The organism is Cellvibrio sp. GW822-FHT04B05, from assembly GCF_058800985.1.
This window is the reverse complement of the sequence record NZ_JBXAMU010000002.1, coordinates 635,114-647,550: the sequence shown is the minus strand read 5'-3', so window position 1 is coordinate 647,550 and position 12,437 is coordinate 635,114. Positions and strand designations below refer to the sequence as shown.

11 protein-coding genes are annotated in these 12,437 nt (G+C 46.9%); 5 read left to right on the top strand and 6 right to left on the bottom strand.

From position 1 onward, the window contains the following. Positions 1-106: 106 nt before the first annotated feature. The 3 genes from AC1RJL_RS08350 to AC1RJL_RS08340 all read right to left on the bottom strand — a co-directional run bounded on the left by AC1RJL_RS08350 (position 107) and on the right by AC1RJL_RS08340 (position 3,524). Positions 107-835 carry a TrmH family RNA methyltransferase gene (locus tag AC1RJL_RS08350; protein ID WP_492912826.1) on the bottom strand — a complete coding sequence of 243 codons (729 nt, stop codon included), beginning with the start codon at positions 833-835 and terminating at the stop codon, positions 107-109. After that, the gene (locus AC1RJL_RS08345) at positions 826-2,460 is read right to left on the bottom strand and encodes an NAD(P)/FAD-dependent oxidoreductase (RefSeq protein ID WP_492912824.1); all 1,635 of its coding nucleotides are present in this window, start codon (positions 2,458-2,460) and stop codon (positions 826-828) included. The genes AC1RJL_RS08350 and AC1RJL_RS08345 overlap by 10 nt, the downstream gene beginning before the upstream one ends. Positions 2,461-2,594: 134 nt before the next feature. Continuing rightward, entirely contained in the window at positions 2,595-3,524 is a 930-nt protein-coding gene (locus AC1RJL_RS08340; protein ID WP_492912822.1) for an NADP-dependent oxidoreductase, read from the bottom strand. Positions 3,525-3,783: 259 nt separating this feature from the next. On the opposite strand from AC1RJL_RS08340, the gene rlmE reads away from it, so the two are divergent. Further along, on the top strand, positions 3,784-4,404 hold the full coding sequence (gene rlmE, locus AC1RJL_RS08335) for a 23S rRNA (uridine(2552)-2'-O)-methyltransferase RlmE (protein ID WP_435785992.1): 621 nt from the start codon (positions 3,784-3,786) through the stop codon (positions 4,402-4,404). An 85-nt stretch (positions 4,405-4,489) separates the two neighbouring features. On the opposite strand, the gene AC1RJL_RS08330 is transcribed toward rlmE, so the two are convergent. The 3 genes from AC1RJL_RS08330 to AC1RJL_RS08320 form a co-directional block, all read right to left on the bottom strand. After that, on the bottom strand, positions 4,490-4,927 hold the full coding sequence (locus AC1RJL_RS08330) for a ferritin family protein (protein WP_492912820.1): 438 nt from the start codon (positions 4,925-4,927) through the stop codon (positions 4,490-4,492). 13 nt (positions 4,928-4,940) lie between these two features. Beyond that, positions 4,941-5,837: a lipid kinase gene (locus AC1RJL_RS08325; protein WP_492912818.1), complete on the bottom strand. Its 897-nt coding sequence runs from the start codon at positions 5,835-5,837 to the stop codon at positions 4,941-4,943. A 144-nt stretch (positions 5,838-5,981) separates the two neighbouring features. Continuing rightward, a complete protein-coding gene (locus tag AC1RJL_RS08320) occupies positions 5,982-6,791 on the bottom strand; it encodes a phosphatase PAP2 family protein (protein ID WP_492912816.1) in 810 nt (269 codons plus the stop codon). A 264-nt stretch (positions 6,792-7,055) separates the two neighbouring features. On the opposite strand from AC1RJL_RS08320, the gene AC1RJL_RS08315 reads away from it, so the two are divergent. The 4 genes from AC1RJL_RS08315 (at position 7,056) to AC1RJL_RS08300 (ending at position 12,397) form a co-directional block, all read left to right on the top strand. Continuing rightward, positions 7,056-7,859 (top strand): DUF4198 domain-containing protein, encoded by an 804-nt coding sequence (locus AC1RJL_RS08315; RefSeq protein ID WP_492912814.1) that lies wholly within the window; start codon positions 7,056-7,058, stop codon positions 7,857-7,859. Positions 7,860-7,898: 39 nt separating this feature from the next. After that, a complete protein-coding gene (locus AC1RJL_RS08310) occupies positions 7,899-8,915 on the top strand; it encodes an EF-hand domain-containing protein (RefSeq protein WP_492912812.1) in 1,017 nt (338 codons plus the stop codon). Positions 8,916-9,043: 128 nt separating this feature from the next. After that, the gene (locus AC1RJL_RS08305) at positions 9,044-10,333 is read left to right on the top strand and encodes a DUF2271 domain-containing protein (RefSeq protein WP_492912810.1); all 1,290 of its coding nucleotides are present in this window, start codon (positions 9,044-9,046) and stop codon (positions 10,331-10,333) included. Positions 10,334-10,375: 42 nt separating this feature from the next. Continuing rightward, positions 10,376-12,397 (top strand): TonB-dependent receptor plug domain-containing protein, encoded by a 2,022-nt coding sequence (locus tag AC1RJL_RS08300; RefSeq protein ID WP_492912808.1) that lies wholly within the window; start codon positions 10,376-10,378, stop codon positions 12,395-12,397. Positions 12,398-12,437 lie beyond the last annotated feature (40 nt).

Below are 12,437 nucleotides of genomic sequence, written 5' to 3'. Positions count from 1 at the left end.
AATGGTAACAAGAAGGGTTGTGATCTCTATATTCGGTTATCTAATTCCTGCAATGGGTGGTCAGGTTTATTCAAGAAAAAGTGAAAGGTGATGATGTGGCGAACCATTAACGCATCAATTCATAAGTGCATATGTTTACCGCTGAAGCTAAGTTCAACGATTCTATTGCGCCGCAACCGGAAATCGTAAAAGCTTGTGCATTCATTTTTCGCAGCGCATCATGCGGAATGCCACGTGCTTCATTTCCAAATACATAGCAATCAAAATTTTTAAAGCTACTATCACTTAACACCTTTCCATTCATATCCAATGTCGCAATAGATGTAAAACGCTTGCTAACGGCTTCAAGTGGCACATCCAATTCCATCGGGACATGAAATATTGCGCCCATGCTGGAGCGAACTACTTTAGGATTATAGGGGTCAACCGAACCGGGACTGAGTAAACAGCGGAAATTGCCGAACCATGCAAGGCTGCGCAAGATTGTGCCCAGGTTGCCCGGGTCTTGTACTTCATACAGGTAGATTATTTTTTCGCTAGTGTTTGCGATTGTATTCGTAGTGAGCACAGGAGCAACAGCGATTATGCCTTGTGGGGTTTTTGTATCGGACATCTGCGCCATGTGTTTTTCACTGACCAGATGTTTGTTAAAACGGCTGGGAAAATCTTTGAAGTTTTCGGTTACGTAGACACTACAATCAACCAGTGCGGGATTGGTCGCCGCTGCTTTTTCCAATTCCAGAATCAGATGTTCACCTTCCACCAAAAAGTAGCCGAATTCGGCGCGGTATTTTTTTTGGTGCAGCTTTTTAATATCGTCGATTTTTAGGGGCACAATGATGATTCCTGTAAATCAGTAAGCATTGCTTTGGCAACTGCTTCAGCAACTTTGATTCCATCCACACCCGCCGACAGGATTCCTCCTGCATAGCCTGCACCTTCACCTGCGGGGAATAAGCCGCGAGTATTTAAACTCTGCAAAGATTCATGCTCCCGGGTGATACGCACTGGTGATGAGGTGCGGGTTTCAATTCCAGTGAGGACGGCATCGGCGCGATCAAAGCCACGAATTTGCTTGCCAAATTCCGGCAGGGCTTCGCGAATTGCTTCGATAACATAATCCGGAAGTGAAGAAGCTAAATCACCGAGCAGCACGCCGGGTTTGTAAGAAGGTTCGACTTCACCGAATTCGCGCGATGCTTTGCCACGAATGAAATCACCGACTAACTGGCCGGGCGCGCAATAATCTTTTCCGCCCAATTCAAATGCGTGGGATTCGAGTTTCTCCTGCAACTCAACACCGGCGAGCGGTCCACCGGGAAAATCTTCTTCAGGAGTAATTCCCACTACAATTCCCGCATTGGCATTGCGCTCGTTGCGCGAGTATTGACTCATGCCGTTGGTAACGACGCGATTAGGTTCGGATGTCGCAGCAACTACAGTTCCGCCCGGGCACATACAAAAGCTGTAAACCGCGCGACCATTTTTTGCGTGATAAACAACTTTGTAATCAGCAGCGCCGAGTTCAGGATGACCTGCATATTTGCCGAGGCGCGCTTGATCAATAATAGATTGTGGGTGCTCGATACGGAAACCAACTGCAAAGGGTTTTGCTTCAATATAAATGCCGCGTTCGTGTAATTTGCGAAAGGTATCGCGCGAGCTGTGACCGAGTGCGAGCACAACATAGCGGCTGCGCAGTATTTCACCATCAGCAAGTGTCACACCTTCAATGCGGCCATTCTCGATAATAAAATCGCTTACTTTACTTTCAAAACGCACTTCACCGCCGAGCGTTTTAATTTCTTCGCGCATCGCAGCAACGACACCGGTTAAACGGAACGTACCTATGTGCGGTTTACTCACAAACATGATTTCTTCCGGCGCACCGGCGCGCACAAATTCGTGCATTACTTTGCGGCCGTAAAATTTTGGATCTTTAATTTGGCTGTAGAGTTTTCCGTCGGAAAATAAACCGGCACCGCCTTCACCAAATTGCACGTTGGATTCCGGTGTCAATACTTTGTTGCGCCAGAGTGCCCAGGTATCTTTAGTCCTTTTGCGCACGTCTTTCCCTCTTTCCAGCACAATTGGTTTAAAACCCATTTGCGCGAGCGTGAGTGCCGCGAACAAACCGCAAGGGCCAAAACCAATTACCAGCGGGCGCTCGGTTAAATCGGCGGGGGCTTCAGCGACTGGGTAGTAGTTTGTGTCAGGAGCGGGGCGGATATTTTTATCATCAGCAAACCGGCTGAGAATTTTTTCTTCATTATTCGCCTGCAAATCGATAATGTAGACAAAAGTGATTTCGCTGTTCTTTTTGCGCGCATCGTAGCTGCGTTTAAACACAGTGAAATCGAGCAGGTCGGTGTCTTTGATTTTCAGGCGTTTGACGATGGCGGTGCGCAAAGCGTCAACGGGATGATCCAACGGCAGTTGGAGTTCGGTAATGCGAATCATGATGGCTCCTGGCCGGTGACTTTCCGGCAAAGGGGAAAAAGAAAACCCGCACATTTTACGCGGGTTAACTCAATCTAGCCAAGATTAAAAACATCTAGTCGGGGGATTAAAACCCGTCAACTCGGCTAAGCTCGTTAGTTCTGGTTAGATCCGACCTGCAGAACTATCTTGCCGCGGACGCGTCTTGTTTCCGATAGTTCAAGCGCTTGTTTCACTTCGGATAAGGGCAATACAGTTGCGATATGAGGTGTTAATTGTTTGTTGTCTACCAACGCGCTTATGGCTGCCAGATCCTCCGGATCAGACTTGCAGAATACCCGTGCGAGGTGATCGCCATAAGTTTTGAGTTGTTCTTCGGTGGGAAATTCTACCGCGGTGACAAAATAGCCACCGGCTTTTAATACGCTGAACGCTTGTAAATAGGTTTCGCCACCAACCGTATCAAATACTACATCAACATCGCCGATCTTATCGGTAAAGTTTCCGCTGGTGTAATCTACAAATTCATCTGCGCCCAGTTGTTTGACAAAATCTTCATTGCGGCCCGAGGCTGTGCCGATTACATAAGCACCATTGGCTTTAGCGAGCTGCACTGCTAATGAACCTACGCCACCGGATGCACCGGTAATTAAAATTCGCTGCCCGTTGGTTAACTTGCCTAAATCAAACATGGCTTGCCATGCGGTTAACGCGGCGAGCGGAATCGCAGCTGCCTGGATAAAATCGAGTTGCTGCGGTTTATGCGCTATATCGTCCACGCGAGCGATAGCATATTCAGCAAATCCTCCGGTGCGGATTTTTCCGTAGACTGTATCGCCCACTTTAAATCCGCTCACGGCATCGCCCAATTTTTCAATGGTTCCTGCGATTTCACTGCCGAGTGGTATTGGCAGTGTTAACCCGAAACGCCTGCCCGCGCCGCTGCGAATTCGCCAATCGACCGGATTTACGCCTGCGGTGTATACCTTTACCAAAATTTCGCCTGCGGCGGGTTGCGGTATTTCCCGATCAACCAGATTGATGACATCGTTACTGCCATATTCGTTGATAACCACAGCTTTCATATTGAACCCTCGAAATTTAAATGCACTTTAGTCGTTGCTCGCCAGAGTAATTGTTGTTCATCCGGGACTCAATAAATCGAATCAGTAAAAGCTTCATTATTTGGACATGTTAGCGTCGTAACCACACGTCATGCTTAAATGAATCAGTTGAGGCAGCTTCGACTCCTTTTTTATTGCTATGTTGTTTATTCACCCGTTTTGTCTTATACAGTCCAACCCCTTACAATGACAGGATTTCCGTAGTTAATTCGAGTTATCCATGGCCAGATCCAAAAGCAGCAACCGTTGGTTGGAAGAGCACGTCAACGATCCTTACGTCAAAAAAGCACAGGTTGATGGCTATCGCGCGCGCGCGGCGTATAAGCTGATTGAACTGAACGAAAAAGACAAATTGATCCGTCCGGGCATGATGGTTGTGGATTTGGGTTCGGCGCCGGGTAGCTGGTCGCAAATCGCCGGGCGTTTGGTTGGTGTGAAGGGCAGGGTAATTGCGTCTGATATTCTGCCGATGGATTCGCTGGAACACGTGGATTTTATCCAGGGCGATTTCACCGAGGAGTCGGTATTCAACCAGATCATGGATAAACTCGGTGGCGCGCGCGCGGATGTTGTCATTTCCGATATGGCGCCCAACATCAGCGGCGTTGATGCAGTGGATCAGGCTTCGTCGATGTATCTGGTAGAGCTCGCATTGGATATGGCGCGCAGCGTACTAAAACCCAAAGGTGATTTTGTGGCAAAAGTTTTTCACGGCGAAGGTTACGACGATTACGTGAAAGATGTGCGCACCTCGTTTGAAAAAGTGGTCATCCGCAAACCCGATGCTTCACGCCCGCGCTCGCGTGAGGTGTATGTTGTCGGTAAAGGTTTTAAACAATAAATTTTGTTAGAGAATTTTATTGTTGCGTTACTGGTTTTCAATATTTATTGAAAACCAGTCTCGTCAGATATGGCTCAGCTACATTTTAGTTTGCACTGGATAATAATTTAATAGTATCAGTGACATGCGTTAATAAATCATCCAACAAAGCGCGGCAGGTTTCATTGGTATCTGTATCCCGCGCTTTGTTAATTAACGCCAGTAAGTGTTCCTCTCCTGCGATGCGTTGTGCCAAGGCTTCATTCGTGTAGTCGGGCGTTAATGCCGCTCCCAAGTGGTGAAGAATCATTTCACCGATTTCTTTATCGGGATCAGGCGCTGAAGGCAAATCCCCTAGTTCTCGTATAACTGTACATAAGCGGACAAAAAATAATTTTCGCGGTTCTGCAATGCGTTGGAAGCGTTTGACTACGTCGGCATTTTCAACCAGCTTAATCGCATCTTCATAATGATCCACGCTTTCGCGGCAGGCGACGAGAATCTCATTAAGCACTACTTCCGTATCCGATAGTAAATGAAACATGAGTAGCTCCTGGTTAATCGGGATTATTTGGTCGCGGGCGGATGACTTCCAGTGCTTGGGGAATTACTTCAAACACTGCCGGTGTTTTACTCACCGGTTCTCCATCGGCATGGATTTCTTTTGGGCGTTTAGTTTTGATTTCAATGTGTGTGGCAAAAAGAGTAAATGTTTTTTTCATTGGCCGATGTTTTCCGTAGCGTAATAAAGGTGCGTGAGATAATAGCTCCCAGAATGTCGAAGGAGGCAAGCTGTAGAGGCAAAGCAAACCATCATCGATTTCGGATTTTTCATCAATCACATTGCCGCCACCGTAATAGCGTCCATTACCTACGGCTAATTGGATTGAGTGTAACTTATAGGATTTTTGGTTTGCCAAAATAGTTGCCCGAAATGGACTGTTGTTTTTGAATGCGACGAATACAGCTTTTAAATAACCCAAAACCCCCCACTTCTTTTTCACTTCCGGTGTAAGTTCATGGGTGACGGTAACACCAAGACCGATATGCGCCGCATTAAAAAAATAGTGCCCGTTAATAACGCCCAGATTAATTTTGCCACGGTGGTTGTCGATGATCGTCTGGAATGCATCGGGTAGATTGTTGGGAATCCCGAGTGAGCGAGCCAAGTCATTAGCGGTACCGAGTGGCAGAATAGCGAAGGTCAATTGATGTTTGTAAAGTGCTGCTGCTGCAGAACTGATAGTGCCATCGCCGCCGCCCAAAATGATCAGCTGGACCTGGTCGCGATATTCTTCAATTAGTTGGGCCGTTTCTTTAGAGCTACCTGATTTCTTTTGGATTGTAGTGATGCCCGCGTTTTGCAACGCGGCGAGTCCTTCCTCAATATCGGCGTCCGCACCGTTGCGGCTGTTGCCATTTATTATGAATAATGCTGTCGTTCCCAAGCCCATTTTATCTGCTCATTTTTACATGGATTTTTGTAGTATTTTCCTGAACTTTTTATATCTGTATTGATCACTTTTTACGCCTTATTTCCGGCGGCAAACAGATGTAGCCAAAATCAATGCAGGTATAGGCAAAAGAAGCAGTAGTTTTCATTTTTCTTTACTTGTTGTTGTGGTTTCATCACCGTTCGGGCTGGCCGCAGTTTCCACCTTTTGATGAAGCTGCAACCAACGCGCCAACAGCCAACATCCCAATGCCCAACCAGCACCGGCAGTCCAACCTGCCAACACATCTGTTGGCCAATGTACGCCCAAATAAATCCGGCTCAAGCCAACCAGCAGCGTAATGGTGATGCAGACCATCAAAATATAAGCTTTGATTATTTTGCGGCGTTGCAACTGCGCGAGCAGTGCTCCCAGTGTGAGATAGGTACTGGCAGATAACATTGAATGCCCACTGGGAAAACTGGCGGTATAGACCGTCATGCCGTGCGGAACCAGATCCGGGCGGTCGCGATCAATCGTTTTTTTCAGAGTGTTGCTAACACCTAACGCACCTAGAGTCGCTATAAGCACGACGATTACCATGCGTGGCTTTTTATCCAACAGCAGATAACCAATCACGGCAATAGTAAGAAAAATCAGCACCGCGTTGCCGCCCAATGCAGTGAAGTCGCGCCCGATTTCCTCAGCCCAAGCTGGGCCGATTGGATCGCTCAAATCGGCCGGGTTACGCATGCTTAATAGAAGTGCGCGATCAAATTCATGCGGATGAGTTTCCAGCGCCATCCCGGTTAATAGCGCGAATCCCCATAGCGAAGCCATGATCGAGAAGAGTGTAATTAACACCGGTAATTCGCGGTTGCCGATCCATAATATCGTTTTGACGATAGGACTGTGTTGGGGGTGCACACCCGGAAATTGATGCGTTTTCCTGGCATGTTTGATGTGTTTTTCCATAGATGCTTTCCGAATTTCTGGTTTTGTTACGGCTGCTTAATGACAGAAATAGTTGATCTTTTTTCTACGCTTCCATTCTTCTGCTAATTTCTTGCCATCCCGGCACTTGAGTGAAAGTAATTGCAAGTGGTAATGGAGCTAAAGAAATTTTAACGGTGATGATAATTATCTTATATGTTATTGATAATTGTTATCAATAAAGGTATTATTGGCATCTAAATCAATAGTATCGGCCGCAATGGCTGATGTTTAAGGAGTCTGCTAATGAAATCCCTTGCCCGTCTTTGCCTTCCTTTAGTTTGTAGTCTCGCTTTGAGTATTCCTTTGGCCAACGCACATACACCATTCCTGGTGCCCACCAGTTTTGAGCCATTGTATGAAGGTTGGGTAAGTTTGGATGCTGGTTTTGCCGAGGTTTTCTTTCAACCGGAAGTTGCTTTTGATAAAGGCAATTTTCAGGTGCTGACACCAAAAGGCGAGTGGGTTGCACCGGCGCGTCTTGAGCAATTCACGACCCGTAGCCTGGTTGAGTATCAAGCGAAGGATGAGGGTACTTACCGTTTCTCCACCGGGGTGCGTAAGGCAGCAATTTTCCGTATGTATGAATTGAATGGCGAGCGCAAACACACCCGTGATCCTAAAGAAGTTTTGCCTAAAGGCGCCAAGTTGTTGGATCACTACCAGTCAGTCACTTTGGCTGAAACCTACGTAACCCTCAAAGCGCCAACCCAAAACGCACTCAAGCCATACAACCAAGGCTTGGAAATTGTTCCGGTTACCCATCCAAATGATGTTTATGCCGGCGAAGCCTTTGCGTTCAAAGTCTTGCTGGATGGCAAACCATCAGCTGATAACGAAGTAAGTTTGTTCACTGGTTACGACGGCAATGAGCATGAGAAAGAAACGCTCAAGGTGAAAACCGATAAAGATGGCAAAGCAGAAATTAAACTGGATAACACCGGTGTTTACCTGCTTTATGCACGCAAGAGCGCACCAGCGCCCAAAGGTGCCGACGCGCCAAATTACGGTTACGTCTACACCCTGACGTTTGCTGTTAATGCGCAATAAGTTTTAACAATTTACGAATACAAAACCGGGTTAGCCATCATGAAAAAAAATCAAACAATGAAAAAATCAGTCATCATCAGTTTTCTGGCTTTAGTAACGGCGTTGGTTGGTTGTCAATCAACCGCGCCGGTTGTTAATAAGCCAGCTGCTGATGATCGCAGCAAGCATCAAGCTGATCATGGTGCAAGTGCGGGTCATCGCGCAGCATTTATTGAAGACTACGATACCAATGGCGATGGACAGGTTTCTCGTGCAGAGTTTGATGCGGTGCGTGCCGCTAATCTCAAAGCAATGGATGCAAATGGCAATGGTTTGGTAGATGAGAACGAATATCTGGATCATTTTGCCCAGACGCTGGAAAAGAAAATCAGCAATGAGCGTAAAGAGCAGGTAGAGCAAACTGAAATTCGTTTTAAATCCATCGATAGCAATGCCGATGGCAAAATGACGTGGGACGAATACTGGGCGTCCGGTGAAAAAACCTTTACCCATTTTGCTAAAAGTGTTGACGGTGTAGTAACACTCGCTGCAAAAGATAAAGAGTGGGATGCTGCTCCCGGTGCTGACCAGCAGCAGGGTGCGAGCATAACGCCGGCCGCTGATCCTGTTCGTCCTTCAGTTATTCGCATGCCCAGCTCCCATTCACTCGAAGGTTTTATTGATATCAATGATTTGAATGGTGACCACCAGGTAACTGCTACTGAATTTAAACAAATTCGTCGCGGTATTTTTGATTCTACCGATACCAATAAAGATGGTTGGGTAAGTCCCGAAGAATACACGTTCGAATTTACCAATCGCCTTGATCGCCAAGCGAAACAAGCGCGCACCAGTCAAATGAAGCAAGCAAAAGTACGTTATGCCGTACTCAATACCAATAAAGATGCGGGCATCAGCTTGGAAGAATTTGGTGTATCGGGCGCGCGTATTTTTGGTGGCTGGGATTTAAATAACGATACGGTTGTATCGATTGCCGATCCTCTTCCACAAGCAAAAGCATCTGAAAAAGCCAAAACAGCAGCGGCTACACCATTTGAAAAAACCGCGAGTCATTAATGTTCAGTGTTGCCGGCTTGTATCAGTATTGGATACAGATATGGTCTTTCATTTTTTATATTAGTGCGTTGTTTTTTACAAATCCGGTCTCGGCGTTGGCGGTAAAGGAAATACCGCTCAAGTTGCACATGGATGATGCAAACCTGCAGAGTCAGGTTGAAAAAACTCTCGCCCCTTTGTTGCAGAAATTGGACGCTGTCGCTCAAGAGCTTGATCAATTAAACCAGCACGGAAAGCTACCAAACCCGTCCACAGATGTGAAGGTGCTGCTGCAATTGTGCGAGCAATGGCAAACACAGACGCACAGCAATTTCACTTGCCGCCTCGGTGCATTGCAACGGGATTGGGATGCGGCGGTCGGTAAAAGTGAATTGCCTGATCGCGCATTGCTGCGTCAAAAGGCGCGCCTGCATTTACAACTGCAATGGAAGTTTGATAACGCTGCTATTCATTTCAGTGAGCAAGCGATTAAAGAAGGTTTGCAGCTCGACCTGCACGGACTTTGGCAAGGTTGGGTGCTGGAACGTGTTGCAGAAGACATTAAAGCAATCTCGGCACAGCAAAAATCATCGCTTGGCACCATCAAGATTACCTATGGAAATTTGACGTTGGTGACAGGTGCAACTGCGCAGCAAATCACGTTTTCTGATGTAGCACCTTTGTCTGTGCCGCTGGAAAACCAAACGCTGGCGCTATTGGATCGCCAACAAAATCTACGCAAGGTTGCACATTACCTGCTGAGCAGTTTGTTGGTGCCCAGAGAAGGATGGCCAATCGAGTTCGCACCATCCCTTTTGGTTCGTGCCAACAGCGCAATTGAGGCAGGTGTAATGGCACAAGCCTTGATCAGCGTGTCGGTACATGATGCGCTGGAGCAGGTTAATAAAATGACGAGTGTGACCGCTTTAGCTATCACAGAAACAGGGATGTTTTTTGCTAGCAAGGATTGGTATGGCGTTGCGCGCGCAGCTGGTGCGCCCTGGTCTGCGCAAAAAATATTTTCAATCGATTACGAAATTCCATCATTGGATGTTGCGGAATATCGTCGCCCTTATGTCGCTATCTGGATCACTGATGATAAAGGCAATTCAGTTCGACAATTGCAATTGTTGGGCAAAAACCGTTGGCTTCGCGATTTGCGTCTCTGGTGGCGCAAAATCGGACGTAGCGATGATTCATTAGTTGATGCGCTGGCAGGAGCAACGCGCAAACCTGGTCGTTACCGTATCGAATGGGACGGACGCGATGCACAGGGAAAAACAGTAGCGCAAGGGAATTATGAATTGCACATCGAAGTAGCGCGCGAGCATGGCGAACACGAGTTGCTGTCGCTGCCGTTTATTTTGAATGGCCAAACTGTATCGGCAAGTGTGAAAGGTACCAATGAAATTGGCCGTGTCAGTCTCGGTTTGAATTAAACCTGTATTTATTATTTTTACTGCAACCCTTGCGAACCCATCATGAGTAAAAAATCTGCTTTTTCAATATTTTCTGCGCGCATTTTATTGGCAATGACGACAAGTGCAATCTGTGCATCGGCAACGGTTATTGCCGATGTTGCCCAAGACGAAGAAAAACTGATCAGTCTTGATAAAGTTGTTACTACAGGTACACGCACGCCTAAATTGCTGGTGGATTCGCCCGTTGCGGTAGAAGTCGTGAATGGTGAAACACTGCGCAAAGCATCGCAGACAACCGTTGCGCGCGCACTCGATTTATTGCCGGGCGTAGTGGTAAAGCGCAGCACTAAAGACGGTTATAACGTGTACATGCAAGGATTTGATGGTGACCGTGTACTGGTGTTGGTCGATGGCCGCCGCATGATTGCCCCGACCGGCGCCGCAGTCGATCTGGATCAAATCAGTGTTGCCAATGTTGAGCGTATCGAAATTGTGCGTGGTGCAGGTTCGGTGTTGTATGGAAGTTCGGCAATGGGTGGGGTGATCAATATCATTACCCGTCAGGACACTGGCAATCACCTGAGTCTTACTGCTGAAGTTTCTTCTTACCTTGGCAATGAGATCGAAGGCAATGAATACGGCTATCAGCATCGCATGGAAGCCAGTGCAACGTTAGGTGAGTGGCGTGGCAAGCTTAATCTACAAAATATTGATGATGTCGGTTTTGATTACCAACCGGAAACCGTTGCACAAACTGCAGCGGATGTGAAAAAAACCTTTGGACAATTATCGCTAGGTCGCGACTTTTCCAGTTTTAGCACCGACTATCGCGCACAAATTTTTGACGAAGAAAAATACCGCGACAGTTTCAGGTTGCCCGGTCGTTCCGATGTTATTTATTACATGTCCGATGTTGAGCAAGTACAACACGATTTGGAATTTCGCGATCGCCCTGCAACTGAAGAAGATCGTAAACAAGTGGGCAGTTGGAAAATTAATGGTCGCTACACCACCCACGATGAAACCAGCGGTGACTCCAATGGCTTGCGCGATACCAAAATTCGTCTTGCTGAAGTGGACAGCCAAAAAGCTTGGGTCGGAAAACATTATGAAGTCGTTGGTGGCTTGAGTGCACGCCGCGATTTATTAAACCAAACCAAAGGTGATGTTGCCGAAGTAGATGACAGAACCAGCCAGGGCTATGAAGGTTTTGTGCAATACAGTCACTTGGCAGCAGATCATGAATTACTGGGCGGCGCGCGCATACAGCACGACTCCGATTTTGATTGGCACTCGGCCGTGCGCTTGAGTGGCATGAAAAAAATAAATGGCAACGGTGACAGTCAGTGGCATGTACGCGGTGGTGTAGGGCAGAGCTACCGTGTACCAACTATCAAAGAGCGTTTCTACGTTTTTGACCACAGCAATTTGGGTTACATGGTGCTGGGTAGTCCGGACTTGCAACCTGAAACTGCTTTATCCGGTAATGCCAGCGTCAGTTGGTTGCTGCCATTTGAAGATGATGTCGGGATTTTGGAAAACGAATTTAATGTGCATTACTCCGAAGCAAAAAATTTATTGGAAACTGTTCGCGATGATGAGGCCTCTGCGGCGCAGCAATTGGATATTTTCCGTTACACCAACTTTGCCAGGGCAGAAATCTACGGCGCCGATCTGGGTAGCAAATATCAATATGGAAATTGGCATCTGCAGCTGAATTACAGCTATCTGTATGCAGAAAATAACATCACCGGTGAGCGCTTGCCCAATCGTCCGCGTCATCAAGTCAAAGCAAATTTTGGTCACAGCTTTCCAGAGTATGAGTTGGATAGTTTGCTCTACTTCGTTTATGAAGCGGACGAATATTCAGGTACAGCAGGCAAACCTGTTGCCAGTGATAATTACCTCAGCATTAATTTCAATTTATCACAGAACCTTACGCGCTATTTCAGCTGGCGCCTTGGAGTGGACAATATTTTTGATGAGCATCAGGACCCGAAGGCTATAAGTGCAGGTGAATTTGATCAGCGTGCAGTGAGCAGTCGTCGTGTGTTTGCAGGTATTACGATCACTTTCTTTTAATGATTAATTTTCTAACCTCTCATGATTTACGGAGAACCCT

Bases quoted from the DNA above. Each gene is read 5' to 3' on its own strand.
- AC1RJL_RS08345 (WP_492912824.1), bottom strand. From the start codon at position 2,460: ATGATTCGCATTACCGAACTCCAACTGCCGTTGGATCATCCCGTTGAC.
- AC1RJL_RS08340 (WP_492912822.1), bottom strand. From the start codon at position 3,524: ATGAAAGCTGTGGTTATCAACGAATATGGCAGTAACGATGTCATCAAT.
- rlmE (WP_435785992.1), top strand. From the start codon at position 3,784: ATGGCCAGATCCAAAAGCAGCAACCGTTGGTTGGAAGAGCACGTCAAC.
- AC1RJL_RS08330 (WP_492912820.1), bottom strand. From the start codon at position 4,927: ATGTTTCATTTACTATCGGATACGGAAGTAGTGCTTAATGAGATTCTC.
- AC1RJL_RS08325 (WP_492912818.1), bottom strand. From the start codon at position 5,837: ATGGGCTTGGGAACGACAGCATTATTCATAATAAATGGCAACAGCCGC.
- AC1RJL_RS08320 (WP_492912816.1), bottom strand. From the start codon at position 6,791: ATGGAAAAACACATCAAACATGCCAGGAAAACGCATCAATTTCCGGGT.
- AC1RJL_RS08315 (WP_492912814.1), top strand. From the start codon at position 7,056: ATGAAATCCCTTGCCCGTCTTTGCCTTCCTTTAGTTTGTAGTCTCGCT.
- AC1RJL_RS08310 (WP_492912812.1), top strand. From the start codon at position 7,899: ATGAAAAAAAATCAAACAATGAAAAAATCAGTCATCATCAGTTTTCTG.
- AC1RJL_RS08305 (WP_492912810.1), top strand. From the start codon at position 9,044: ATGGATGATGCAAACCTGCAGAGTCAGGTTGAAAAAACTCTCGCCCCT.
- AC1RJL_RS08300 (WP_492912808.1), top strand. From the start codon at position 10,376: ATGAGTAAAAAATCTGCTTTTTCAATATTTTCTGCGCGCATTTTATTG.